We start from the raw sequence: 24,347 nt of genomic DNA, 5'->3' as shown, positions 1-24,347 counted from the left end.
GACGGGTTTTCGCAGTTGTGAGCAGTTTTGATGAATCTATTGATCATTCTTAACGTGAACAGCAAGGGCCACCCCCGACAAATACAAGGTACCTGTCTCATCTTTTATACCCCCCCTCAATCACATAGCGGATTGATTAAGACAACCTATCTGCATCAGTCTCCATTTCTTCAAATTCTTACAGCGTGACACTAGCTTCGATTTTCATTTCTGATCTTTCTTCACTGCAAGGCTTTGAGAAGAGTTGAAATCCTGCGAGATTTGAATTGAAGCAAACCCCCAACCAATAGAAGTAAAAGTGAGACAATTCCGCCTACTGATGAAAAGATGATTGCGTTCCTTTTTCGATATACCTTTGAATCAACAACTTCTTTTAGCTCTTTGTACCTATCTATGGCACGCACACTTTTAACCTCGCCAAATGCAGCCAACTCAATGTTTATCTGTACTTCAGTTGGCACCTCCTTATTGTCAAAGGCATATTTAGCTGCAAGAGGCAGATCTATCCCGGCAAGTGAAGAATTTGATTGTTTAGCCACTTGAAAGAGAAGCAAATGAGCATACCCTTGCGCCAGGAGCTTCTTTTCGGAAAGTATTGCTTTGACATCACTTACATCACCAGCCTCTGCGCGCCTGATGAGGTTTTCGGTGGGCCTCCGCACACCATGCGCAAGCTCAACATTAAACAAGACTTGCAGCGGTGCTGGATAGTAGATTTTGGTCGTTTCGCCTGGGACCCATTCACGATGCAGTAAGGTAAATGCAATCGCCAACGCGATCAAGGCGAACCCGAACCAACCAGCACGCTGAAGATATGCACCACGCAGATCCAGCCATTCCAGTTGCTTCGCTATGGTGGCATTTTTAATCCCGGAGCCGGTATGCAGAATTTCGCGAAAGGAAACTGGTGGGCTTTTGCGTTTCTTTCTAGGCATTTTATATAATCCGGTTTCTGCGCGCAGTAAGCTTCACGATTCTTTTCACATTTGCATTGCTTTGCCGCAAAACATCAATTTGTTGCGCAACTACCGGATCAAATACGCTCATCGGTGACCTCGGAGGCAATTTGCTCCTTGCCAGGATTGCGGGTCAATCGAGCGCGCAGATCGGCTCGCATCGCTTCGATTTGACGCTCTGCATTCTTTCGCTGATCTACGCCACTCTGTTGAATTTTTATGACATCCTCGACAGTTTTGATCAGAGTGTTCTGCACATCCTTCAGCGTTTCAACGTCGATAACAAGGCGCTGGTTAGCTTTGGCTGTTTCGACAGAATTGCGATGAAGTAACTCAGCATTTCTTTTCAAAAGATCGTTTGTCGTATTATCAATATGGGTTGCCAACTGAACGGCATTCTTTTGCTCATTCAGTGTCAATGAAAGCATGAACTGCCTTTTCCACGCCGGAACAGTAATTTCACGAATAGTGTGAAATTTATCAACCAGCATCGTGTTCGCCGCTTGAACCATGCGAATGGTCGGCAAGCTCTGCATCGCAGAGTGCTGGAGCGCCACCAAGTCTCCAATGCGCTTGTCCAGATTTGCGATCACAGCGTCCAGATCTGACAAAGCCTGGACTCGTCCAGGATCATTCCCAATGTCGCTGCGCTGCTCTTGGGCCAATTCGCGCAATTCATCAAGGCGTAAGCGTCCAGCAGCAATATGAATACCTAGCAGCCTGTGCTCATCTCGCACTGAAGAGAACATGTCTTCGAGGCCAGCATTACGCTGTTGAATATTAGTTTGTGTGGTTTTAACCTCTTCAATCAACGCTTCAATTTGACTACGAGTAGTGTCAAATTGACTCATCAGATTCGATGTGCGAAGTCGGAATTTATCGAGCAGAGGTCCAATTACCGGCAGTCGTGATCGCTTATCCGAGAGCGGGCCGACATTCAACGAGCGAGCTATGTTTACGACCTGAGTTAACTTCACACCAGCTTCATCCAGATCCCGATTACGCACCTGATCGAGCAGGCTGTCTGCGTAGCGCGAAGTGTGCTCTGCAACTGCACGTCCAAATTCAGAAACTGACGCTGGATTTGATGGTTGAATCTTCTGGGCCACCTGGCGAACGTCACCAGCGTCGGAGTCTTGAAGGCCGAGTTCCTTGAGAGTGGTGGCGCTGAGTTGGAATTTTTCGGATGAAGCGGTCTGAAGGGCGTTGGTCATAGTCGAATCCTGAGTCTGTTTAGTGTTCAATGCCTTCGAGGCTCTGAGAAAGGCTGCGCATCAAGGCCTGGTGCGCTTTGCTTGCCTCAGCCACCATCGATGGGCTCATGCTTTTCGTTGAGATGAGGGCGAGGGTGTGCTGGCGCCAGACGGGCACCAAGACACTAGAGGTCTCAGTGAATCTATCGAGCATGTCCACCGCTTGGGCACGCGTGAGCATCATCTGTGTCACGCTCATCTCGTGCGTAAGCGTCAGCTCAGCACCCTCTTGACGAGGTCCTTATGGGATAGTCAGACGTCCAGGATGTGTCGCAGCAAGCCGAAGCCTACGCGCCACTGCGTGCCATCACCGGGGTCGATGGTTGCAGTGCGGCTGTTGATGCGCACGATGGTGCCCACCACGGTCTGCAGGTACTTGTCCTCAAAGGCGACCTTCTCGCCGCAGCGAAAGTCGTTGCGCGTCGGTCGGGGGGCGGCCGGCGGCTCTGGCGCCACAGCTTGAGGGCGTGTTGCAGGATCGGGCAAGGGCGGTTCGATCGCGGCGTAAGGCAACTTCCACTCTTTGCGCTCGCGCAGGTCTTGCAACGTGACCTGCGTGTCACGCATGGCCACCACCTTGCCTTCTCGCAGACTGCCATCGCGCCAGTCCACAAAGCGCACGGTTTGACCCAGGTTCATGTCCTTGCGCACGGCAATGATGCGGCGTGGGTCGGCCAGCAGCCGCTCGATCAGCGTGCTGAGCTGGAACAGCTCCAGGCTGCTTGCGTTCTGCAGGGCGTCCAGCACCCGCGGGTCAATGCCAGACACGCTCATGCCGCCTTGCGTTGTTGATCCGCCTGACGGGACTGCCGCATCAGGTTCCAGGGCAGCAACTCATCAATGCGGTTGATGGGGTGGTCGGCTATGCGGCCGAGCACCTCCCGCAAGTAGGCCTCGGGGTCAATCCCGTTGAGTTTGGCGGTTTGCACCAGGCTGTAGATCGCCGCCGCTTGCTCGCCGCCGGCATCCGATCCCATGAACAGGTAGTTGCCCCGTCCCAAAGCCACCCCGCGCAATGCCCGCTCTGCTGCGTTGTTGTCCATCTCGATGCGCCCATCTTGGCAATACCGCGTCAGAGCCTGCCAGCGTGTCAGGCTATAGCCAATGGCTTTGGCCAACTCCGATTTGGCCGACACCCGACCAACCAACTGGCTCAACCAGACGTGCATCTCCTGCAGCAGCGGCCCGGCACGCGCCTGGCGTTGGGCCTGTCGAATGTCGGGAGGCTTTCCCCGAATGTCACGCTCGATGGCATACAGATCGGCAATGCGTCTGAGCGCCTGTGCTGCGATAGACGTCTCGTCTTTGCCGCTGCTCAGGTACAGGTCCCACCACGGTCGGCGCGCGTGCGCCCAGCATGCTGCCTCGGTGATCTGTCCTGAGGCGTACAGCTTGCCCCAGCCGCCATAGGCATCCGCCTGGAGAATGCCGCGATATTTCTTCAAGTGGCGCTCTGGATGCTCGCCTTTGCGATCTGGGGTGTACTGGTACCAGGCCGACGGTGGCGCACTTGAGCCGATCGGACGGTCATCTCTGACGTACACCCACAAGCGCCCCGTCTTGGTCTTGCCGCGCCCGGGCTGCAGCACCGGCACGGGGGTGTCGTCGGCATGAATCTTGGCAGCCGCCAGGGTGTAGCGCCCCAGTGCGGCCACCAGGGGATCAAGCAATTGACCGGCCTGGTCAACCCAGCCGGCCAGCGTTGAGCGGTCCAGCTCAACACCGCTGCGGGCGTAAATGCCGCTTTGGCGGTAGAGAGGCAAATGGTCACAGTACTTGGACACCAGCACATGGGCCAGCAGGCCGGCACCGGCCAGTCCGCGCGCTATGGGGCGGCTGGGTGCGCTGGCCTGGAAGATGGCATGGCACGCCACGCAGGCCAGCTTGGGACGCACATGCCGGATCACCTTGAAGTGGGCAGGCACGTACTCCAGTTGTTCGGAGACATCCTGTCCTATCTTACGCAGTCGAGCGCCACAAGCGGTGCACCCGCAGGACTGGCCATTTGTGTCCTGGTGCGTGTCGCTGATCTCGGGCAGGTGCTCCCGAACATCGCGCGGCAGGTGCGCGGGCAGACTGCGGTCGATCTGCGGGTCATTGGCGGGGGCCGGTGCAGATGCGGCCTTGGCTCGAGTGACCATCGCGGTCTCGCCACCATCGATCAAAGGCATCTGCGCCGACCACTGTTCGCTGGAGGTACCGAATTCGGAGCGAACCCGGCGCAGCAGTTGCAATTTGAGTTTGTCGACCATCAACTTGAGCAGGGCCACCTCGCTGTCGCGCGCCGCGATGATGCGCAGCAATTCGTCGATGTTCTGGGGCGGTTGATGGGGCGTCGGCACGGTTTTGAGTATGCCCAACTCTGCTGTCTCACCTCATCGGGAATGACCCGCAACTGCCAAGCTTTACGCCGCCAGATCGGGACGGTGCGTGCGCGCCGGCATGCGCCAGTCGATGCCTTCAAGCAGCATCGAGAGTTGGGCTGAGGTCAGAGACACGCCGCCGGATGCAGCTTGCGGCCAGACAAAGCGGCCGCGTTCGAGCCGCTTGCTCAGCAGCAGCAAACCTTGGCCATCAAACCACAGCACTTTGAGGATGTCGCCGCGCCGGCCGCGAAAGACAAAGACGTGGCCACTGAACGGGTTCTCGCTCAAAGCTCCTTGGACCATTGCCGCCAAACCGTCGAAGCCTTTGCGCATGTCGGTGTGGCCGGCCACGATCCACACCCGCGTGTTCGCTGGCAAACCGATCATGCGCGCACCACGGCCAGCACCGCCTTGAGTTGCTCGGTATCCACTGGGCCGCGCAGACGGATGACAGTGCCGCCCACCTCAATCTCCATCACCCCCTTGGGTTGGGTTGGCTGACGAGCGTTTGTGGTGGCCACCACCTCAGCTGGCCGAGCGTCTGCGACGACCGTGACCGGCAACAACGTATGAGGTGAGGACTGCCAGTGCTCGAGTTTCATCCAGCTGCGAAGCTGGTTGGCGTTGACACCGTGGCGAAGTGCCAGGCCGGCAACCGAAACCTCTGGCTTGAGCGCTTGCTCCACCAGCCAGGCCTTGAAGGCCGAGACGTAGATGCGCTTGCCGTTGCGCATGACTCGCTCCACCGTCGGGCCGTTCCACTCTGGGGTGTGTCCACTGTCTTGCATATGGACATATCCTGCATTGACCCTCCGCTCCTCACAAGAAGGGCCTTGGGGCCACGCTTACTCTCGTGCGAGGCAAGGAGCGTTGCTAGGTTGGCCAGTTTCCGGGCAAATCGCTCGCGTGGCTTATCAAATTGGAGTTCGCCTGTGTTCGCTACTCCAACTTGTGGGTTTTCATCGAGATATTCACGGCCAGCTTGAATGAGCCTGCGAAGACGTTGCGTCTCCATTCCGTGGCTCTTTATGAGCACTTCTATAGAGGTCAGTGTGTCCTTGACTCGTTGAGCCACGACCTCAGCATCCAAGAGCAGTTCGTCCAGCGCTTTACGCGCGACTTGGTAGCGAACCTGGCGTTCAACTTCGTTGCCCAAAAACTTCCCAAGCCAATTCGTCTTTTTGGCCACTTTCTCTGGGTCAGCGTCTGTCAGCTTTGAAACGATTTCGGAGATATGACCGGCTAGGGCTCCAACCGCCCCGCTTTCCATGAGGTTTGAGATGTCATTCAGGACTTCAACATTACTTTCCGTCGCGCCGTACTCTCCAATTTTGGTTGGCTGGTCGAAAAGCGCTGGCAGAACAACACTCTTCAGTTCTTCTATTTCCATTCTCTAGCTCCAGTCGAACTTTGGGCTTCGGTCTAGCAGACCACCGCCGACCGACAGTGCTGAAGGTCCTGCTGCGTGCTGTCCCGCCGATGCAGTAAAGAGGATTGTGAAGAGCCAGACCCTGCGAAAGGGGGGCGAAAAGCAAGGAAAAACGTGACGTTTAGACTCGCGCGTCCGATTCCTCAAGGGGGATCTGACACGTCACCAGCATTGCCATGTGCTGATCAAGATACTCATTATTGGAAATCGATCAGATCAGTAGGAACGATGATCCCGTGATGCTCGTGCATCAGCCGAACGAAATGCTCCCACTCGTATTTAGTAGGAGGTTCGTGGGTACAGCATAGACATTGACCTGCTCCTTGAAGTTGCTCTGAAACGGTTGTGTGAACATCCATGCCGAATTTTTTTGAAAACCGACCCACGGTGGACCCATCATTTGGCGAGTGAATCCAAACCGTCTTTCCATCAGCACTTACCTGGATCAGATCGTCGGAATGAAGGGAGTCACTATGCATATGTAAAGTGTTACGCGCATTCTTCGGCCTAACTACTCGACAGGCGCAAATCAGCCCCTAGAGACGCGCATGTAAGCCAGTACCAAGCCCTCCACCGTGCAAGACTGTTTTTTTTCATACTCTCTAACCGTGATTTCCATTGACTCAACGTACAAATACCTTTGAGCATTTCGGTTTCGGCATGTACTCGTCACCAAACGGACTGGACACCAGTTCGTTGATTCTCTTGGCCCCCTCAAGCTCATGGACCGATGGCTCTACGCATTGCACTTCGTACACCGGTCCCCAGGTTGCATAGACAGTGGTCGCTGCGACCACGGCCAAAAAAGCGACCAGCAGTGCGCTCAAAAGACCGAAACCGTACTGACACTTCATGACAGATTTCCTATTTGTCAGCCAAGTCGTTTAATACAGCCAAGACGGCAGCAGCACCTTCAACCGATCCATCGTCAAAGAGGTCATAAAGTAAGTCCAGTTCTCCATGTAGGAGTTGTTCAACCTCTTCTTCGGAAACAACATACGAATTGAGTAGTTCCTTTATGACAGCGTTTCTAAATCGAACGAACTTGGAAGGGGAGTCGTCAATTGGCTTATACATATACGGCTTTCCCTTGAGAATGTCCACCTATCGCGAGCGCAATATCTGGCCGTAATGAACAGCCAGCGTACTTCCAGCTGAGTACGGGACCTCATTGCCGTCACTGGTTTCAAGTACCGGGCCTTTGTCACCTAAGGGGCCAACCCCGGTCTTTGCGACACCACCATTCTCGACAAACTTGACTGTTGCCTCTTCAATTTTCTGCGCAACGAAGCGACGATCCATGTGGGCCGTGGTAACCAACAGAACTTGGTGCCAGGCATAGACTGATCTCGCCAACTCAAATTGCACATACAGCCGTTGGTTAGTCATGATCCAATCCCGGGCAACCCGTTCGGCGTTCTCAACCGCATCCAACTCACTTGGCGAATTGCTGTGGTCTCCACCCAACTTCGCCACAGACGATTGGTCATCGAAAGTGGTAGGGCGTTCAGAGAACACTCTCGCCTCACCCATCCATCCGCTTTCGATCTGTTGCGCTCTCGCGGCGATGTAGAAGCCTTCATACGGTCCAGAAATACGCGCCATTGCTGTGTCCTTGTTCAAGCTGCAATGCCAAGGTGCAGACCTTGGCGCTGGAGCCTAGACATGGCCAACGCGGGCCATGTATGTTTTCCTTGCTCAATCGCGGCACGCTGCCAAAACGGGATCATCCGCTGGTACACCATTGGCAATGGCCATTGCACGATAGTTCTCATGCAACTCGTGACCACCATCGCAAACCTCCATGAGTTCGTCCTTCATTCGCCTCAATCGAATGCCCAGGTTGTGATCTGCTCCACGCAAGAGGAAGCCTGCACACGTCGCCGGCTTATCTGAGCCCGAAGCATGGCACGCGAATGACTCTTTTGCCATGTCATATGCTGTACGCGCAGAGTGTCTGAAGGCTTCTGCAGGGAACTCACCAACAGCGTCAATCCGCCACGGGCAATTGGGGCAAGGTGTTCGACGATAACTCCCACTGCCGCCGGCAACAGAGACCACCTGATGGTCTTCTCCGCGATCGTTCAGGCCAGCAGGCCGAATGTTCGTGATACGGGTTGTGCGAGACACGATTCGGTTTCCTATACAAGATCAACGTTCAGTTGGAAGGAAACATCGGTGCCAGCGCCGGGGCCAAACCGTGGAGATGAGTAGCTCTGAAGCGTTGAAATGGGCCCCGATTGCAAAGGCAACCCACCGTGCTGGAGTAAGTGGCCCAGTTCAGCGAGCGAGAGAACATTTTGGGTTGTCGTATACGGCGTGTGCGCCTTGGTCCACCCATTGTTCAGCATTGTCGTCAACGTGGCTCTACAACCGGCATCAAGCCTGCATGTCGAAACCGTAAGAGTGTGGATTTGCCCCATGTCTTTCCTTGGTTCAGGCCGTGGCCTTTGGGGCGCGCTTTGCGCGGTATGTGCTGTGGTTCCAGTGCCTTACCACGCAGGCAAGCAAACCAGCCTTGTCCGCAGCGTGGAATGCGTTCCCATGGACAGTCACGCCATCAACCTCGTATCTCCATGGAGCCGAAGGACGCGAACCCGCATGTCCATGCAAGCGCTTCCCGTTGCCAAGGGCTGTGACCAGCTGCTCTTTGGTCCGAATCATGGTTAGCGTCCTTGCCTCGGTTAAGCAAAAAGCCGCGCTGCGGCCATGTACTGCTTGCGCTTCTGCACCAGTTCACGAGCCCACTTCATCTGGCCGCCCAAGCGGTATGAAACCGCCTGCTGGTTCAGGTTGCGAGCGCGGCGAACGCATTCGCTCTTGGTCAGTGTTGTTGGCTTCATGGTCTGATGTCCTAGACTGCGTTTGAGGCTCTATTGTTATCCTCTAGCCGTTAAGTGTCAAGCATCTTTTGATGGCTCACAGTAGAGATTCACAATCTCCGTGTGCATCTCCCTAAACGACTTCAGACTGCGTGAAAGCGACTGAATGCTGATGCCGGTGGACTTTGCGGCCTCTGCTGGGGGAACTCCGTGAAGAAGAACGAGCCGCGCAGCGCTGATCGCTGGCTCCTTTGATCGCAGCTTGCGTGCAAGAAAATCAAACTGGTGTTTGTTCATAGCCCCGATGATACACATCCAGCCGTTAAGCTAAACAGCATTCGCGAACATGTCGCAGATGGTCTCCTCATTGATATCCACGTATCGCTGTGAGCAGTCGATGCTGGAGTGCCCAAGGAGTTGGGCAACGGCCTCCATGTCGCCCGTTGTGGCCAGCACTCTGCTGGCGAACGTGCGGCGACCAGAATGGCTGGAACCGCCCTTGATGCCTGCGCGCTGGTACAGCCTGGTCACATGCGCCTGCAGCGAGTCGCATGCCCGGTAGGCTTTTTCTTCGCCAGTCTCAAGCACTCGCCGCTTGGTGTTCTGGGACATACCGTCGCCCCGGCTGCTGTAGATCAACGGCTGATGCGGCAGCAAGCCACTGTACGGACCTGAGCCGACGACTGTGCCGATGCCGCGCTCGATCCGGTACTTCAGGTAGGCCTCCAGGGCGTTGATGGCTGGCTTGGAGGCCAGGTACGCGCATCGCTGGCGACACCCCTTTGTGATCGCTTCGCGCATGCTGATCTCGCTGCGCAGCTTGCCAGACGCATGCATCACATCGGCCACGGTCAGGCGCGAAATCTCGGTGATGCGCATGCCGCAGTGGTGCCCCAGCATCAGCACAAGAACATCACGTTCCGGGTACCGAGAGGTGGCCTGGGTGATTTTGATGAGGCGGGTGAATTGCCCTTGGTGCAGGGTCTTTGCGCGAGTGATCTCGGTCATGCGGCTCTCTGTAATTCGATGGTGTGGACGAAAAGCAGAGAGAGACCGGTGCAGGCTCTTTTTCGATCATATCCCGCGCAGTTCCTCGACATAGAGGAAAGACGGAAGGCGGGGCCTGCCCCCAGATCACTGGCTACGGCACAAACTGCAGACTGATGGTGGGGGCGATCACCTCGCCCCATCGCGCCGCTGTTGGCGATATGTCGATGATGGCTTCGCGGGGCTCGTGTGCGCGCTCGATTCGCAGGAAAAGCACTGCGGTCTTGGGTGGCCACTCAGGATAAACAAAAGTCTTGCCCGGTCGCTCGTGATCGTAGGAGTAGCCGATGTGTGTTGCACCATGCGTGTCATGGATGCTTGGGTTACCGCCGACATGCATCATCAAAGATGTCGCCAAGTGCCGGCGATCTCCCGCAATGCGGGCCCGCCACTCGACACGCACTGAACGCCAGAAGAAGCCATCATCCCTTGCGGCCAGCGGGGGGCGCTCCATCGTCACAAGCAGCAGATTGCGGTCATACACCGATACACGGGTCGCCCGCCTCCCCGGTGCATCCATGACCACCCTCACAGGATCTGGGCAAGGCCCCAAATGCTCCAGGGCTTCATCAGTCCAGCTCGTGGCTCGGTAGATCCAAGTTTCAGCATCCAAGCTCCAGCCCGCTCCACTGCCGGAGACGCTCACTTGACGCAAAAGTCGCCCTGCAAACTTCATAGCGCGCTAATACCCGATTCAGCAGACACGGCAAACGCAGCAGACACAGCAGATTCCGCAGCCTGTTCGATGCGCCCCTTGCCCGCTTCGTCGGCCTGGTCAAACAGACGCAACAACCGTGCGTGACGCTCGGACACTCGGTAGGTGGCCACCAAGGGCCTTGGTGCTACTGGGGGTGCCCGTTCCAAGCGAACCAATGGCCACGTCAAGCCAGCCGAACGCCACTTGGCCAGATCCACGCGCTTCCAGCGCCGTTTGCGAGCGATGTGCTCGACCTCCAGCAAATCGAAGATGACCTGTCGGGAGTTCCCAAAGGGGCCTGGGGGATTGTTCTGGATGAGCGCTTCAACGACATCAAGGTCAATCTCTACTTCGAGGTGCTGCTGCGCAAACTGCCCGCCCAATTCCACTGGCATCTGCTGCGGATACCGAGCACCTGAATAGCCCATGTAGAAACCCGCGAGCGCATGATGAGCGACCGACTGGCCACGCAATGCGGCCAACAATGCAACCGAGGGGAAGTCGATGTGGAGGAGCCCAGAAGTGGCATGCTTGATCTCACCCGGCGGGCCCGATGGCAAGAGTCGCCTGCATTTCTTGAGCCCATACCCTCGCACGCCCTTCATTCGGACTGAGGTCCGAGCTTCCTGGCCATGATAGGAGATGTCCAGCGAACACCGCTCAACCAGGCGGTGCTCCGTATAGGGCATGCCGCTCGGATCGAGCGCACGCCTGAGGCACTTGTCCACCAGAGATTTTTCCAAGCCCCCCATCACATGCCTTTCTGTCAGAACATGACCAGTCTGGGGCGGTCCAGAGGCAAAGGCAAGGGGTTCTTTCACCCGTTGCAACGCTGTTTCCTGAGGTGAAAAACATGTGGCGTGTCAGCTACAAATGCATGCGCGAGGTGCGTGCGTGAGCGCAGGAGCTAGAGAGGATGGATGAGCCCCCGATTTGGCACGCCAGGCCGCATGCAGCCTCGATATCGAGGAATATCGGAAAGGGTTACCCGTAACCCGCTTCTTTCCGGGGCCACTTCAAGGGTGTTCTATATCCACGCTGCGCCTTCGGCTTTTGCGTCCTTGAGTTCCAGGAGCATCCTCATGACTCCCTGCGGCAAACTCGACCCCACGCTACCGGGGCTCACGTCTATACCGATATGGCGTTCAAGTAGATTCGCCCCGAGCGTTGACACTGACAAAGTGCCCGTAGGCGTCAGTCTGAGCAACTGCTCTTTCACCAGCTCCTGAATAACAATGTCTGGCGGATACCCACGAGACATGACCTGGTTGGCGAAAGATGGCGTCAAGGTAACCGCCTCTCCAGCCTCAGCAAAACGCTTTCCAAGTAGCGCTCGCAAACTGGCAGCGAACCGAATACGCTTTGCCGAATCGGTCTGTTCACCATGAATGCGCTGCAGCTCCCTGGTGATGCGGCCCAACGCTACATCGCGAGCCCCGCGATCAATTTCGTAGCACCGCAAGCTGTCAAGCAAAACCTGAAATGTGTTCAAGTCATGGAGCCGCTGGATCTGCGCAGTGGAAGGATTGTGGAGCCTCATCAACCAGGCGCGCTCAACGCCCCAGCGCTCCTTCGCCTCAGAGAGCAATGCTCTGTCCTGCGCCCCCATGGGTCCCGACTTTGGTCGTGGGACAACCACGGGCGGATCTTGATTTGTAGACTCGACCAATGTGCGCTTCAAGAGCAACATGGCTTGATCGAACGCTACCACGCGGGTCGCCTTTGGCTGGGACTGAACACTGCGACGTGACGCATTACCCCAATCGATTCGGCAAATCACATCGGCTCCAGCGGCAAGAAAGTCCACGGACACCTGGGCTCCACCTAGCCGATCTCCCGTTTGAGATCGAACAGCAGAAACCCAAGCAATGGGTCGGGCACTGGGCACTTGCTTAACTGATGCCAGGGACGCTGCGGGCGCAGGGCCCATGGCCAGTGCTAGTTCAATAGCGTCGTTGAAGGCATCCACGCGACTGACATGGCTGCTTGAATGCACCTCACGAGAGTGCTCCCTATTGCCCCAGTGCAGAGAACAGACGATTGCAGGCATGCCGATTGCAACCGAGTTCACAAACTTAGGAGCCCTCATGCCATCGAAAGGCACCTTTTCACGAAGTGCCTCCTGCCAGTTCAATTCATCATGAAACGGAAGCCCCGCTGCTTGGCCCATAGCGCGCTCGAAAGCTTCGCGTGAAGATCCACATGGCCCTGAGGTCAGTGTCACAGACTTGGAGCCCACCGAGCACTGCAACCGGCACTCGAAGTTTGGCTTTCCAGTTGCCGGCGTGACCAGTCTAAACATAGCCCCAGTCTTTCGCCCAGACCTCTCCGACGCGTAGCGCGACAAGCCCACGCAGAACACCCATCCCAACCTCTCACGGTCGGCGAACCATACTCGCTCGTCTTCAGGTATCTGGTGGAGAACATCTGCCTCTGCAGCCTCACCAAACCCTTGAACAGGGGTCTTGCTTTCAACCATTCACTTCCCCAACGAAATCGGCTTCATCAGTCGCGTACTCATCGTCGTAGTCTTCATCCAGAGGGAGCAGACAATGATGCTCTGAATTCCCGCCATACTCATCTCCCGACATGGGAGCTTTCATGAAGGGATAGCTATACAGTGGAACGCTGGGTTGGTGTTTCCTTGCCCCCTCGAACACGGGCAACGGCGGAAGCTCTGGTCCCCACACAAAGCCATCCAACCAATCGCTCCATTCTTCGAAGTGCCTGGACAGTTCCACGTCGCGAAACCAGATGACAGAAGATGGATCAATGACCCCTTTTGTATTTAAGAATGCCGCGAAATCAGATCCTCGAAGGCAAGCCAATGCATATCGACTGTGGTCGTATTCCCCACCTGGCGTAGGCATCCAGCGTTGGGATACCACCATGAGTTCATCAGGGCGCGCCATTGCTGCTGCAACCAGTTTGGAGATGGACTTATCGCTTGCTTCTGGATGCTTGGTTCCAAAGTGCCATTCATGTTGAATGCGATTGAGCCTGGGGAAAATCTTTTCCATTGCTTTGCCAGCCGGGAAGCCAGGAACGCACATCGCCAACACGTCGCCATCATCTTCGTAGTGAAAGTTGCTATGGGGACCGCGCAGATAGATTGGAATCTGCGCGGCTATTGCGGGGTCAACGACATAGTGCGGGTACTTTCCCATGGGGCCTAAGATGACCCCCGGACAGACTCGCTGGGGGCGATCAATTTCGGGATACTTTGAGTAGCACTGCTCGCCGAACTCTTCTAGAAGAAGGGACTCGTCAATTTCACCGCGCTCAAATCGCTCAAGTGCTTCGTTCCAAACACAGTACCTTGGGCGCCCGTATTCAGGGGCCAAGGTCGATTGACCTGTCAGTCCCCATGTGCGCACCCAGCGATCAGCCTCGCTTGGCGTGATGCCGATCTTCATGAGCACACCTGCCTGGTGGTAGTACCTGGCCACACGCACAGTCAACCCTGCATCCTGATCGGAGGGGCTCGGCTGGCCTAGCAGCCCACGTTGCGAGCATTCAAACCATGATGAATAGCCCAAGGCCAGAGCTGTCGCTTCTTGTGCGGCCGAAAGTTTGAGATGGGGGAATGCCTTCGAAAGCTGCTTGGCTTTGAGCTTGGGCAGGTTTCCAGACGAAAAGACGAAAGCGGGGATAGCCATGCGATTCTTCCTGGTTATCGCGGTGACGCTGGCTATCACCACGAGGGAGGATGAATCGTGGAGAGGGTGTGGGGAAGCAATTCTTTGGGGTTCTCGTCAAGATTCTGCACGCCAGCGCAGCGGCCCCTAAGTCCGCTTCGGTCTCCTGGACCGAAGCACGAATCATAGTGAGACTGTTAGGAGCTGGCAACAAGGAACAGAGCCCTGTCGATAACCTCATGCTGTGATGGTTGGCTGTGCTGCTACGACAAAGGCAGCGGACTCGGTGGTCAAGTGCATCTGGTTTTTGCAATTGACACCAAGTGCTTTGGTGATGGGGGACGTGCCCGTTCCATGAGAGTCATTCGCCACGTAAATCCAGGCGAACGTCACTTGGCCATATCTACGCACTTCAAGCGCCGTTTCCGAGCAATACACTCTACCTCTACGTGGCCTGCAGGAAGACAATCACCGCATGACTCTCATCGCAACCGTCGCGGCGACAGGCCTGGAAGTCGAGTCGTTCACCACCACCTCGGATGTCTGGGCTAAATGGCGCAAGCTGCCTATAGGCACTTTTGTCATCGGCCGCCACCGCATACCGGCCATTCTCAAGCGCAGCGTGCGTGGTCTCCAGTTCTTTGCTGCTGCACCAGGCATGGCCGGGGTTACAGCCCCAGAATCCGTCGAGCACCAAATCGCCAAGATCAAACTGGTGCTCGGGATGCGGGCCGCTGGCCACCAAGCCAGGGTCGAGCAGCCTGGCGCGACACCATCGGGCGAGGAATGGCAGGCAGACGTTTTGGTGCAGACGACACGCGGGCCTCTTGCTGTCGAAGTGCAATTGGCCCAACAGCACTGGGACGACTACCGGAGCAGGACCGCGCGCTACCGAGCCAGTGGGGTATCTGTCGTGTGGCTGGTGCGGGATGCGCACTTCAAAGCTCTGGGGAACAGCAGGATTCGATTCTTGATGACGCAGGGCTGGTCCATCGATGAGGCCATGAACCGGGCCCTTGAGGACATGCCATGCATGCCCCTGGTTGGGCCCGTAGGCGATGAAGAAGGGCAAAGGGTCGTGGTCTATCCGACTGATCGTCCCGAACCCTTCCTGAGGCTTCCGCTGGAGGCTTTCGGTGCCGGTGTCGCTGCCGGTGCCTTACGCATGGGCGAGATAAGGAATTCGGACGGCGCGCGATCTTGGCCAGCCTGGATGTGGGACAGCGCGAATGTGCCTGACCTGCTCATGCCACCAGGTTGATCATGAGGGGTTACAGGCAGGGGTTCCGACTGTGCCCATTACCCTTCCCTATTTGGGCATCAAGTCAAATTTTTTTGGAAGAGCCGGAACCGGCGTCCACCAAACTCAACCTGGAGGAACTGAGACTGTTGTCGAGGTCGTTAAACATTGACTCCAAAGACAGGAACTGAGTACAGAGGTCCCGCGTCTGATTCGACAGGGTATCTCGCTGGGTCGAGTCCAGCCACATAGCTTCCTTGCGATGGGTGTGCAGCCTCACCAAGCGGAAGAGTGCAACGATATCCGTATGGGTCTGTATTCGAGGAGCTGAACCAAGATTGCGCAACACGCAGTAGACCATGAATTCTGGGTCGCGATGCAGGTGCTTTCGGCTATTGCGCAAACCATTCTTGCCATAGAAGGCCAGACCATAGTCGCCCAAAACTTGAGCAGTTAAGCGACTGAGTTCTGGGTAGGTTTTGATCATTTCTCGTGCGGCATTAGGGGCATCAACCGAGCGAACCCAAGAGTCTTCCATCGCATACTGCGCCTCCTCCGAAGCAACTGGATTGGCGTGGAGTGCAGACAAAGCAAGGAGCTTGCTCAAGGATTCGAGCGCGGTAGGTTCTAGGTCGATCCACTGCCGCTCACTTTCAGCTAGCCCAGTGATAGCCACCGCAAATTGAAGGACTGTCTCAAAGGTGCTCTGATCAAAAGCGTAAGGGACCTTCTCCAGCATCCAATCGCATTCACCTTGCAATTTTTGCTTTGCTTCCTCTACCGATGGAAGCTGCAAGCCCAACAGGCACTCCAGCTGATCTGCCTGCATGAGCCGCACTGGACCGCTCCAGAACTCGCCGTCTATCGTCAACTCACGACCAAGAAATAACCGGCCATTGCGCGTTGGTAGCAGCTCTAACAGTGGGCCCTGCGAGTAGGGATCTTCAAGACCGGCCCCAGAATTCATGGCGACTCGCACGTAGCTGGGCCGCCATGGGTTTTGAAAATTCACCTGTACTAGCTTCTCAGGCAGCGTTTTCAGCGCGTAATCCTGTGTCGGCTGTCGCTCCCAGAGTGCTACCGCCGACTCCCTGAGGTCTGCGGGTGTTGAAAAAACACTTCCATGGACAAGCCCGAGTTCTGGCCAAGCCCAGCCATATCCTGCATGCGAGCCATCAGTATTCGCGAACTGCAAAGGCTGCAGACCAGTGGGCCATGAGTACATGAGCCCCCATGATCTCTCTGTCAAAGACCGCGTGGACATGTAGGCACCGCTCTCGATGTCCGCCATCAATTTCTCCAGGGTGATGCCGCAGTCTGGGGACCAAAACATGTTGGCAACCTCCCAAGCAAACTCAGCAGCCCATTTAACGCGCACTATCCCCGGCCCTATCTTTTCAAGGTTTTCCCACTCTTGCCAATTTGCCTCCAAACCTCGAACGCGGCGTTCGTAGAAGTCGTCCGCCATGCTTAGGGCTTGAGTGTCTAGGAAGCCCGAGTCGCCGTAAGTGCGTCTCACGGTCAGCAATGCTGATTTCCACGACGCATATACCGCCTCTAGCGCGTCGTAGAGTCCAACAAAGCCCGCGACAAACATTCGCCATGCGATGGCGTCTTCCAGCTTCTGACTATTTTTGGGAAGCTGGCGCTCATCAGCCATCCTGCCGTCCAATGCGACCAGTGCCCCCCACGAGGCATACCCAAACCCTGCTGCGAGGCAGGCCTGAAGTTGCTGCGCAGGCATCTCCCTGAACCCAGGGTGCGTGCTCAACTCGCTCATTAGGTGAGCGAGTTGGCCGGAGGAAACGTCCTCCATCGTCACTGGGATCGCCAGGGCCAAATATTCAGGAATCGGGACCTCTTCGGGGTGCTCTCTGAAGTAGGTAAATCTTTCGTGATCCATGGTGATTTTTGGTTAGCCTTCGATTGCCAGAGTGCTCTAAGAGGCAGATATTCAGCATTCTGGCCGCGTGAATTTCACCTACGACTTTATCAACGCCCGAATCGCGGATTTAATGCTCGAATCCAATCGTAGCCCAAAGCAGAACTACAACCGAATCGAGGCGTATGGCCTGCGATTCTTGGAAAGAACAGAAAGACGTTTTCGTTTTTTGACTATTGTGAGCTTCGTGCGTGTAGTCCCGGTGGTAGCTGCCACACCTGTCTCAAAGGTGACATTCAGGCGGCAGTGTATTGGTTTGCTAGCTATACGACTGGCAGACGCTCTTGTCTGCGCATGCTAACCAGGGACCGCTCATGCGCAATACGACGCTATTTCTCGCTCGCCTCATCGCTCTGATGCTCGCTATCGCAGCCGCCGCTGTACTTTCTATTGCAGCATCTTCTCTGCTCTGCCTAACATTTATATAACCGAGTAAAAGGTGCGTCGGATACGGCCACCACAGGTGCCAGGAGTTAAGGTGAAACACGGAAATGCTGCTTAGGCCGCAGGGTGACTCAGCACATGGAATAAACAATTCGGATGCACCAATGAAAAAGCCCCCAGTCCTTGCGGAGTGGGGGCTTCTTTGTTCGGCGATTAAGCGAATGACAGCTCAATCTTGCCAGAGCCTTGCCGCTTTGTCTTGCCCACGATGATGGTTACATCGTGGCCAAGCCGAGCGACCAGCTCAAGCATCTTTGCTTCACTCACTCCACGGAATTGACCGCGAGTGATTTTTGACACTTTCGCCTGATCGATACCAAGCAAAGTGGCCGCTGCTTCTTGGGTCAGGCGACGGGCTTTGATTGCCCTCGCGATTTCTGCCGCAAGAGTAGCTTTGCGCTGCATTTCTGCGGCGTCAGAATAGCCAAGGTCGGCGTACACATTGGTGCTACCAACTTCAATTTCGACAGTCATTTTCTGACTCCTTTAGCCTGTTGTGACCAAGCGGCATGATCCTCCTGCGCATCCTTCAACCGTGACTTAATCAGGTCGATGTCTTGTTTAGGTGTTTCTATGCCTTTGGTCGATTTTTTTTGGAAGCAGTGCAGAACGTAGATCCAGTGGTCCAATCGAACCGTATAAACGGCACGATAGGTCCCCCCTTCATCGCTTTCCACCACCTCCAGCACGCCAGCCGATCCAAAGCCTTTCAGAGGCTTCGCGGCATCATGTTTTTGCCCAGCCTGAGCAAGCCCCAAGGCAAACCCGAAAACGTCTTGAACGTCTTCAGGCATTTCCTTGAGATCCTTCTTGGATGAGCCCATCCACTTGATGGGTTTGCGTGGGGGCTGAATCATGTTGGATTATGCCCAGATTGGCATAAAGGGTCAACCTGACTCTGTGCCAGCCCCGCCGATGCCACCTCTTCTGGCCAAGCCTCGATTTCGACGCCATCGACGAAACGAATGCTGTACATCGGTCCACACTCGTGGGAGTCGTAGGTTTTTGGATCAACGGCCCCCAGCAGTGTGAAGTGTTGACCGTCACGCTCTGCGTGTTGTCCATACCTCGCTGCAAAATTGCCAGTCTTGCCCCCTGAAGGGTGCTCAAAGGAAGTGGACAGATTCAGTCGCTTCAGTTCAGCCTCAGTCAAGTTGCTAGCGCCGAAGTCTTCGACTGTCTGGCCAGAGTTGTAGGAAACGCCATCCGTGCTGTTCCATTGGACCAAGCCACCATCGGCATCCTGGCCTAGTACCTCACCATCCACAAGGGATGATCCGGCTTCGGCTGTTGAGGTGGACGGATCAACGCAATTCACAACTCCCCCGCCTGGCGCAGGATCAAGCAGATGATCCCTTGCCTCCAGGATGAGCGAAGCAATGTCGTCGCCGACGATTGCAAAGCCATCCGGGTCTTGGGGATCGTTCACCATGAACGCGCCAGGTACCTCGGGCTTCACTTCAGGATTGCGAGTTCCGACAAAGTAGCCAGCCTTGGCAAGCGCCTCGTGGGCCTCGATTTCTGAGTCAACCACTTCGACTCCATCGGCATCAACAATGTGGACGAATTCGCCACCTTCGTTGAACAGCGACAAGCGAATGGCCTTGGCCTCCTCGAAGCTCTCGCACTTGTTTGCGCAGTCGTCGTTGGCCCAGATGTAGAAAGGCTTCGCAGCATCTTGGCCAATCGCGTTTTTGAGAGTAGTTACCTTGTCATGAGACTTGGTAGGCTGCTCAATGTAATTCGACCCGTTTCCGAGCATTTCCGTTCTCCTGCGAAAGAGACGGACACCGGCCCAGCGGGCAACAAGTGCCCGTCAGGGTTAAAAAAGGCTTTCGCCTGCAACGCTGATTCGCCTTGAGGGCACGGTCAGCAACCGTTTGCAACCTTTGCAGTACGCAAGAGGGTGAAAACAAATTCCCAAAGGCCAATAACTGGCTCTTGGGAATCTGCTCTTTAGGAGGGCAAATCGTCACGACCAGCACCAACCTGGTGAGGTCGGTGCTGGTGTGGATTTCAGTCAAGAGAACTCGACGGTGGAAATTCGTTGAAGAACTCAAAACCAGGCATGGAGTCAACCTTCAACGCTCAACGTTGCGCTCGATCTCGCAATGCCCATTTCCTGCAGGTATTCCATCAGGCCGTGGGCGTCACGGGCATGGCGCATGTACCCGAATTCGATAAGCCAAAGGCCCTCGACACTTGGGGAGCCATCATCGTCCTCATTGCTGAATTCGAAGATGGACTTGCCAAACTCGTCCTCAACATGGGCTCGAAAAATTCCCCGCTCATCGTGGTCCACCACCAACTTGAGTCGGTGAGTACGCACAGGGCGCTCAACAGATGCATGTGACATGACGTTTCCTTGAAAACGCCAGGCATCCCCCAGACCGGGGGCTACCCGGCAGGGTGTGAACTACAAGCGATGCACGCCTTTTGTCGCAGCGATAGAAGCACACGAGCGAACAAAATGGTGACCGTCGTTGTGCAGCGCATCGCGCGCATCCTTGGTACACAGGTGCCAGTGTTCGTTTGCCACGATGCACTTGCCACTGCGCTCCAGGTTATCAAGATCCTTTGCCTCTATGGCGCCCTTCGAAACGAGTGTTCCAATCAAAAGATCGCGTTGCTCGAAGAGACGCTCAATTTCTCCCGGTTTGGGGCAGCGCGGGATGCGATCTGAATCCAGTTGGGAAGGTGTAAGACATTGGTACTGAGGGTTCAGCATGTTCCGACTCCACGGGCGAAGACGGACCAACCCCTAACGGGATAGGGCCCGTCAGGGATTGATAAAAAGATATGTTTGAAAGACTGGCAACCCCGAAGGCTTCGCCAGTTTGCTCAGTTCATGGACTCAACCTTGAAGATGTGGGTTGCATCCTGTTTACGGAGTGAGCTTGCATGACGCTGCGCGGCACGCTTACTGTGGTCACTATCCCATGTGCCGGCATGACGGCCGAGACCTGAGACGATTGCAACAAATTGACCATGGGCGGTGTACTTCACTACTTGATGTCGAGGCATTACTTGTTCTCCAGAGAATGAGACAAGCACCGGCCCTATCGGGCAAGCAGGTGCCCGTCAGGGATTGAACGATCAGTGTTCAGCGACCACTACAGATTGCTTCTTCAGCAACTGCTTGATCAACAAAACCACATTCGGATAAAGATGAGCCAGGGAGGCAAACGGATCAACGGCGCCGCCACGGATGCATTCATCAACTGCATCTTCTGCAGCGAAATGATTCAGACGCTGCTTCTCCAGCTGGGCCTCCTGTTCTTTCATCCGCCCGTGCGCCAGAACTTTGTCGTCAAGGCTTTCAGCCTCAAATACGTTCTTTCGGAGGGACGCAATCTTGCGAACAGTCACTTTCATCTCCTCAGAAATCGACGCAAGGATCGATTCCCTCGTGACTGAGCATTGATTGGCGCGGCACCACGCCTTGGCGGTTAGACGCGCCGATGACAGCACTTCACTGCTCAGGGGTTCTGGGTTGTTGAAGTCACTCCCACCTGGCGCAAAATGAACAATGGAATTGCCCTTGATTGCGCTAATTCTGTGTGACTCAAGATCAATGAGTCCCCAGCCATTTACGCGCGATCTGACATGGGAATTCCAAAACTCTCGCGCGGAAGGATTGCTATTGAACGCATTTGGACTTTCAAAAGCCACGATTGCGTTTGATAGGGTTGTTGTCATGTGTCGGTCTCCATGAGAGCGACGGTCACATGCCCTAACGGGCATCATGCCCGTCAGGGTTAAAAAAGGCTTTCGCCTGGCGTACTGGGTTGCCTTGAGAGGCGCGGCCAGTGTCCGCTTCAAACAGTCGCATTACGCGAACAGTCATGAAATCACTTTCCGAAGAGCCCCCTCGATATGGAGGAGACTCTTGAGAAAGCTCTACACCCCGGTAACCGGGAGCAGAAATCAGGCAAGCTTCAACTGTGCTTCTAGCAAAGCCTTCAGTTCATCCCGAAGGGGATTCATGAAGTCTTTCCCGAGAAAACCGTCGAATGGACTGGAGGTCCTGAAGACGCGGCATGCACAGTCAACATAGACACCTCGCCCTGCACCGGCTTGCTGGTGTTGAAAAAACCAAAAGCGCCCTTGAAGAGACACTCCATCAATCACCTCAATCGAGTCGGTGGGAATGGGTGGATGGAGCCCCCCGCAGCTAAGCGAGGAGCGACCATCGGCGTTTAGGTAGAAGGAACCTCCTGGCGATGTCTGAATGGCATCACCCATGTCGTGGCTGAAGCGTTCAAGTTCGCCGGTAGGAAACAGAACGAAATCGCCCATGAGAGGAGCCGATATCTGGCTTCGCAAGAGGGACGCTGTGTCGAGATACTTCTGATCGATGTGATCAAGATGATTCATGGTGCGCTTTCTTTGGAAAGACAGGCACAGGCCCATATGGGCAGCTGGTGCCCGTCAGGGTTGGTGTTGGCATTCGCCCGAACTGCTGTATTGCCATGGCAGGCACGGACAGCAACCGTTTCGAGATCAAATGTGGCGAAGAGCTACGAAAACAGGATTGCGCAGACAGGCCTCGTTATCCTGAGACGACAATCCGTCCCAGCTATCACCGGCCCACGCACTGCGATCAAAGTCTGCGAGTTCATCCTCACGATAGACATAGCTGACATCACCATGATCTGCGCACCAGAAGACCCCCGCGAGTGCGCCATCCGATATCTTGACCGCGAATAGACCGCACGGTTGTTGGATAGCTGTCCATGACGGGGCATCGGCAAGCAGCGCCTTCGCAGCTTCGAGCCATCCATCGTAAGTTTTGAGGTCTTTGCCACCGATGGCCTCGGAGATCATTTCCTTGGTCAAATGGAAACCCTTCGCTTCTGAGCGGTAACTATTCACATCAGCCGTAATGTATTCGGCCAGCACGTTCATCAGATCACGGCGAATAGGATGCCCACTGAAGAATGTGCCTGCAAAGCCACCATCCTCGATACCAGCAATCTTCTGCAGTCTCAGACATGCAGTGTTCAATGCATCCTCAACTGCTTCAGCAAGCTCTTCGTTGAGGTCAACGATGAACCGGGCGTGAGCATGAGAAATACCCCAGCATTCCACCGGATCGACCTTCTGAGTCATACCGGCATCGTATTGGGGATTGGTAACGAAAACGCCATGGGAGCTAACACCAATTTCGGGTAAATCGTTCATGGTTGAAAACTCCAATTGGAAGGGCAATTTATCAAGGCTCAAACTTGAAGTTTCATGCTCCAAGTGTTGTTGCGTGGTGCTGTTTGTCATATCTGATCTCCAAATAGGAAAACGAGCACGGGCCCAATGGGCAACTCGTGCCCGTATGGGTTGAAAAAAGGCTTGCGCCAGTTGAAATACTGATTGCCATGAAAGCACGGTCAGCAGCCGTTTGCATCCTCTGCATAAGCAAGAGGGTGAAAAGCATGTTCCAAAGCGCCAGAACTGGTGCATTGGAAAAGACTCTTTTTTCCATAAAAGCATCACATCCAGAACCAGCCGAATGGCGGGTTCTGGAGTGGCATTTAGTCGAGCTGACTTGACATACCGTGCTGATCGATAAAACGACCTTCGGCGACCGAGTAAGCGTCGAACTGTGGCCCAGGTTTACTCAGTCGAGCTTGCTGGGCCTGGTAGGTATCGTGAATGGCATCAAGCTCCATTGCACGATCAATAGTCACTGCACCATGACGATGTGTCCTGTACAGCGCCTCTGAAGCAGGAACATGGGGTTCGAGCGTCACGATGTGGCGATGCTTCATCAGGTAGGCCTTCTGATCCTCGCGAAGGCTTCTGCTCTCGCTTGAGTTTAGGGATCTCTGACTCATGCCAACGCCTCAGATTCGGCGGTGTTCACCATGCACTCATTCGAAACTGGCTTTCTGGCTTCAATCGCCTTTTTCAAACGATCAACAATCGATTCAGCGAGAGATTCGATGGACGTGAAGTCGCGACAAAACTCATTCCCCTGGATGAGTGAAACGTGCTGGCCCCAAAACGGTCTGCCCTGTTCCACCCAGAGGTGAGCAGAGTAGCAATCGTTGTACCTACGGGAGACCTGTGCCTTGCGGCGACCATCGCGAAAATGCAACTCAGGATGGAAGTACCGAACTTCAATCAAAAGCTGCGATTTGTCGTTGCAGTCGCCGGGAACAAGACCTGCGTGGATGCTCAACCCATACTCCGAGGCTTCCACTTCGCAGCCCGCCCAACGTAATTGACTTTCCAATCCAAGGGCTGGCGTGTTTCGGTAACCATGCCCAGGAGGCAAGCTGACCTGGCTCATCACGATCTCGGCCAACTTCAGGAAATCTTCACGGACTTTTGCCCGCGCCTGGTCAATCGACAAGGGCTCTTCTTTTGTCCCGTACCCTGGAACAATAGGTTTTTTAACCTGTTCGTTGTTCTGCATGTCTGACTCCTAAATAGAAATCGGACACCAGCTCCCCCCATCGGGGATGCTGTGCCCGATGGGGGTTGTTGAAAGTTGTATCTGTGAAAGCGCTATCT

Annotated in this window: 26 protein-coding genes; 1 reads left to right on the top strand and 25 read right to left on the bottom strand. The window is 55.2% G+C overall.

Annotated features, from left to right (window positions below; all coding sequences use genetic code 11):
- Nucleotides 1-221: 221 nt before the first annotated feature.
- From C8C96_RS24810 to C8C96_RS24800, 14 genes are all read right to left on the bottom strand, one after another.
- On the bottom strand, nt 222-935 hold the full coding sequence (locus C8C96_RS24810) for a hypothetical protein (protein WP_147455756.1): 714 nt from the start codon (nt 933-935) through the stop codon (nt 222-224).
- Between the two features lie 98 nt (nt 936-1,033).
- Nucleotides 1,034-2,170 carry a toxic anion resistance protein gene (locus C8C96_RS24405; protein ID WP_121944298.1) on the bottom strand — a complete coding sequence of 379 codons (1,137 nt, stop codon included), beginning with the start codon at nt 2,168-2,170 and terminating at the stop codon, nt 1,034-1,036.
- Between the two features lie 291 nt (nt 2,171-2,461).
- Nucleotides 2,462-2,983, bottom strand: coding sequence for a hypothetical protein (locus C8C96_RS24395; RefSeq protein WP_008903585.1), 522 nt, complete (start codon nt 2,981-2,983; stop codon nt 2,462-2,464).
- Nucleotides 2,980-4,551, bottom strand: a complete 1,572-nt coding sequence (locus tag C8C96_RS24390; protein WP_034693102.1) for an IS66 family transposase — start codon at nt 4,549-4,551, stop codon at nt 2,980-2,982. The genes C8C96_RS24395 and C8C96_RS24390 overlap by 4 nt, the downstream gene beginning before the upstream one ends.
- A 63-nt stretch (nt 4,552-4,614) precedes the next feature.
- Complete coding sequence (tnpB, locus tag C8C96_RS24385; protein WP_008903583.1) at nt 4,615-4,962, bottom strand: IS66 family insertion sequence element accessory protein TnpB; 348 nt, start codon at nt 4,960-4,962, stop codon at nt 4,615-4,617.
- Nucleotides 4,959-5,309 (bottom strand): transposase, encoded by a 351-nt coding sequence (locus C8C96_RS24380; RefSeq protein WP_008903582.1) that lies wholly within the window; start codon nt 5,307-5,309, stop codon nt 4,959-4,961. The genes tnpB and C8C96_RS24380 overlap by 4 nt, the downstream gene beginning before the upstream one ends.
- A gap of 1,799 nt (nt 5,310-7,108) precedes the next feature.
- On the bottom strand, nt 7,109-7,609 hold the full coding sequence (locus tag C8C96_RS24360; protein ID WP_121944294.1) for a hypothetical protein: 501 nt from the start codon (nt 7,607-7,609) through the stop codon (nt 7,109-7,111).
- A 93-nt stretch (nt 7,610-7,702) separates the two neighbouring features.
- On the bottom strand, nt 7,703-8,065 hold the full coding sequence (locus tag C8C96_RS24355) for a DUF6283 family protein (protein WP_233584428.1): 363 nt from the start codon (nt 8,063-8,065) through the stop codon (nt 7,703-7,705).
- Between the two features lie 623 nt (nt 8,066-8,688).
- Nucleotides 8,689-8,847: a hypothetical protein gene (locus C8C96_RS24950; RefSeq protein WP_158605802.1), complete on the bottom strand. Its 159-nt coding sequence runs from the start codon at nt 8,845-8,847 to the stop codon at nt 8,689-8,691.
- A gap of 306 nt (nt 8,848-9,153) precedes the next feature.
- The gene (locus C8C96_RS24350; RefSeq protein ID WP_121944292.1) at nt 9,154-9,834 is read right to left on the bottom strand and encodes a site-specific integrase; all 681 of its coding nucleotides are present in this window, start codon (nt 9,832-9,834) and stop codon (nt 9,154-9,156) included.
- A gap of 133 nt (nt 9,835-9,967) precedes the next feature.
- Nucleotides 9,968-10,357 carry a hypothetical protein gene (locus tag C8C96_RS24345; RefSeq protein ID WP_147455755.1) on the bottom strand — a complete coding sequence of 130 codons (390 nt, stop codon included), beginning with the start codon at nt 10,355-10,357 and terminating at the stop codon, nt 9,968-9,970.
- A 188-nt stretch (nt 10,358-10,545) separates the two neighbouring features.
- Complete coding sequence (locus tag C8C96_RS24340; RefSeq protein WP_147455754.1) at nt 10,546-11,313, bottom strand: hypothetical protein; 768 nt, start codon at nt 11,311-11,313, stop codon at nt 10,546-10,548.
- 284 nt (nt 11,314-11,597) lie between these two features.
- Nucleotides 11,598-12,740, bottom strand: a complete 1,143-nt coding sequence (locus C8C96_RS24805) for a hypothetical protein (protein ID WP_147455753.1) — start codon at nt 12,738-12,740, stop codon at nt 11,598-11,600.
- Between the two features lie 301 nt (nt 12,741-13,041).
- Nucleotides 13,042-14,229 carry a hypothetical protein gene (locus tag C8C96_RS24800; RefSeq protein ID WP_147455752.1) on the bottom strand — a complete coding sequence of 396 codons (1,188 nt, stop codon included), beginning with the start codon at nt 14,227-14,229 and terminating at the stop codon, nt 13,042-13,044.
- A 454-nt stretch (nt 14,230-14,683) separates the two neighbouring features.
- Here C8C96_RS24800 and C8C96_RS24325 point away from each other — a divergent pair, with 454 nt between their 5' ends.
- Complete coding sequence (locus C8C96_RS24325; RefSeq protein ID WP_121944287.1) at nt 14,684-15,469, top strand: hypothetical protein; 786 nt, start codon at nt 14,684-14,686, stop codon at nt 15,467-15,469.
- Between the two features lie 64 nt (nt 15,470-15,533).
- Here the strand turns inward: C8C96_RS24325 and C8C96_RS24320 are convergent, their stop codons facing one another.
- The 11 genes from C8C96_RS24320 to C8C96_RS24270 form a co-directional block, all read right to left on the bottom strand.
- A complete protein-coding gene (locus C8C96_RS24320) occupies nt 15,534-17,351 on the bottom strand; it encodes a hypothetical protein (protein ID WP_121944286.1) in 1,818 nt (605 codons plus the stop codon).
- Nucleotides 17,352-17,987: 636 nt separating this feature from the next.
- The gene (locus tag C8C96_RS24315; RefSeq protein WP_121944285.1) at nt 17,988-18,308 is read right to left on the bottom strand and encodes a helix-turn-helix domain-containing protein; all 321 of its coding nucleotides are present in this window, start codon (nt 18,306-18,308) and stop codon (nt 17,988-17,990) included.
- Nucleotides 18,305-18,691 carry a type II toxin-antitoxin system RelE/ParE family toxin gene (locus tag C8C96_RS24310; protein WP_121944284.1) on the bottom strand — a complete coding sequence of 129 codons (387 nt, stop codon included), beginning with the start codon at nt 18,689-18,691 and terminating at the stop codon, nt 18,305-18,307. Before C8C96_RS24310 ends, C8C96_RS24315 begins: the two co-directional genes overlap by 4 nt.
- A complete protein-coding gene (locus C8C96_RS24305) occupies nt 18,688-19,596 on the bottom strand; it encodes a hypothetical protein (protein WP_121944283.1) in 909 nt (302 codons plus the stop codon). The genes C8C96_RS24310 and C8C96_RS24305 overlap by 4 nt, the downstream gene beginning before the upstream one ends.
- A 312-nt stretch (nt 19,597-19,908) precedes the next feature.
- Nucleotides 19,909-20,190, bottom strand: a complete 282-nt coding sequence (locus C8C96_RS24300) for a hypothetical protein (RefSeq protein WP_147455751.1) — start codon at nt 20,188-20,190, stop codon at nt 19,909-19,911.
- Nucleotides 20,191-20,250: 60 nt separating this feature from the next.
- Nucleotides 20,251-20,562 (bottom strand): hypothetical protein, encoded by a 312-nt coding sequence (locus tag C8C96_RS24795; RefSeq protein ID WP_147455750.1) that lies wholly within the window; start codon nt 20,560-20,562, stop codon nt 20,251-20,253.
- Between the two features lie 368 nt (nt 20,563-20,930).
- The gene (locus C8C96_RS24790; RefSeq protein ID WP_147455749.1) at nt 20,931-21,533 is read right to left on the bottom strand and encodes a hypothetical protein; all 603 of its coding nucleotides are present in this window, start codon (nt 21,531-21,533) and stop codon (nt 20,931-20,933) included.
- A gap of 228 nt (nt 21,534-21,761) precedes the next feature.
- Nucleotides 21,762-22,211 carry a hypothetical protein gene (locus tag C8C96_RS24285; RefSeq protein WP_147455748.1) on the bottom strand — a complete coding sequence of 150 codons (450 nt, stop codon included), beginning with the start codon at nt 22,209-22,211 and terminating at the stop codon, nt 21,762-21,764.
- A gap of 126 nt (nt 22,212-22,337) precedes the next feature.
- Nucleotides 22,338-23,108, bottom strand: a complete 771-nt coding sequence (locus tag C8C96_RS24280) for a hypothetical protein (RefSeq protein ID WP_121944278.1) — start codon at nt 23,106-23,108, stop codon at nt 22,338-22,340.
- Between the two features lie 254 nt (nt 23,109-23,362).
- Entirely contained in the window at nt 23,363-23,599 is a 237-nt protein-coding gene (locus C8C96_RS24275; protein ID WP_147455747.1) for a hypothetical protein, read from the bottom strand.
- 62 nt (nt 23,600-23,661) lie between these two features.
- Complete coding sequence (locus tag C8C96_RS24270; protein ID WP_121944276.1) at nt 23,662-24,249, bottom strand: hypothetical protein; 588 nt, start codon at nt 24,247-24,249, stop codon at nt 23,662-23,664.
- Nucleotides 24,250-24,347: the final 98 nt, after the last annotated feature.

This window comes from Acidovorax sp. 100 (assembly GCF_003688355.1).
Taxonomy (GTDB): domain Bacteria; phylum Pseudomonadota; class Gammaproteobacteria; order Burkholderiales; family Burkholderiaceae_C; genus Acidovorax; species Acidovorax delafieldii.
The sequence above is the reverse complement of the archived record's forward strand: the minus strand, read 5'-3'. Positions and strand labels throughout refer to the sequence as shown.

Coding starts and splice junctions, on each gene's coding strand:
- C8C96_RS24810 (WP_147455756.1), bottom strand. CDS start 935: ATGCCTAGAAAGAAACGCAAAAGCCCACCAGTTTCCTTTCGCGAAATT.
- C8C96_RS24395 (WP_008903585.1), bottom strand. CDS start 2,983: ATGAGCGTGTCTGGCATTGACCCGCGGGTGCTGGACGCCCTGCAGAAC.
- C8C96_RS24360 (WP_121944294.1), bottom strand. CDS start 7,609: ATGGCGCGTATTTCTGGACCGTATGAAGGCTTCTACATCGCCGCGAGA.
- C8C96_RS24305 (WP_121944283.1), bottom strand. CDS start 19,596: ATGCTCGGAAACGGGTCGAATTACATTGAGCAGCCTACCAAGTCTCAT.
- C8C96_RS24795 (WP_147455750.1), bottom strand. CDS start 20,562: ATGCTGAACCCTCAGTACCAATGTCTTACACCTTCCCAACTGGATTCA.
- C8C96_RS24325 (WP_121944287.1), top strand. CDS start 14,684: ATGACTCTCATCGCAACCGTCGCGGCGACAGGCCTGGAAGTCGAGTCG.
- C8C96_RS24405 (WP_121944298.1), bottom strand. CDS start 2,170: ATGACCAACGCCCTTCAGACCGCTTCATCCGAAAAATTCCAACTCAGC.
- tnpB (WP_008903583.1), bottom strand. CDS start 4,962: ATGATCGGTTTGCCAGCGAACACGCGGGTGTGGATCGTGGCCGGCCAC.
- C8C96_RS24350 (WP_121944292.1), bottom strand. CDS start 9,834: ATGACCGAGATCACTCGCGCAAAGACCCTGCACCAAGGGCAATTCACC.
- C8C96_RS24275 (WP_147455747.1), bottom strand. CDS start 23,599: ATGAAGCATCGCCACATCGTGACGCTCGAACCCCATGTTCCTGCTTCA.
- C8C96_RS24800 (WP_147455752.1), bottom strand. CDS start 14,229: ATGGCTATCCCCGCTTTCGTCTTTTCGTCTGGAAACCTGCCCAAGCTC.
- C8C96_RS24285 (WP_147455748.1), bottom strand. CDS start 22,211: ATGAATCATCTTGATCACATCGATCAGAAGTATCTCGACACAGCGTCC.
- C8C96_RS24320 (WP_121944286.1), bottom strand. CDS start 17,351: ATGGATCACGAAAGATTTACCTACTTCAGAGAGCACCCCGAAGAGGTC.
- C8C96_RS24310 (WP_121944284.1), bottom strand. CDS start 18,691: ATGATTCAGCCCCCACGCAAACCCATCAAGTGGATGGGCTCATCCAAG.
- C8C96_RS24805 (WP_147455753.1), bottom strand. CDS start 12,740: ATGGGCCAAGCAGCGGGGCTTCCGTTTCATGATGAATTGAACTGGCAG.
- C8C96_RS24790 (WP_147455749.1), bottom strand. CDS start 21,533: ATGACAACAACCCTATCAAACGCAATCGTGGCTTTTGAAAGTCCAAAT.
- C8C96_RS24270 (WP_121944276.1), bottom strand. CDS start 24,249: ATGCAGAACAACGAACAGGTTAAAAAACCTATTGTTCCAGGGTACGGG.
- C8C96_RS24315 (WP_121944285.1), bottom strand. CDS start 18,308: ATGACTGTCGAAATTGAAGTTGGTAGCACCAATGTGTACGCCGACCTT.
- C8C96_RS24380 (WP_008903582.1), bottom strand. CDS start 5,309: ATGCGCAACGGCAAGCGCATCTACGTCTCGGCCTTCAAGGCCTGGCTG.
- C8C96_RS24300 (WP_147455751.1), bottom strand. CDS start 20,190: ATGTCACATGCATCTGTTGAGCGCCCTGTGCGTACTCACCGACTCAAG.
- C8C96_RS24950 (WP_158605802.1), bottom strand. CDS start 8,847: ATGAAGCCAACAACACTGACCAAGAGCGAATGCGTTCGCCGCGCTCGC.
- C8C96_RS24280 (WP_121944278.1), bottom strand. CDS start 23,108: ATGACAAACAGCACCACGCAACAACACTTGGAGCATGAAACTTCAAGT.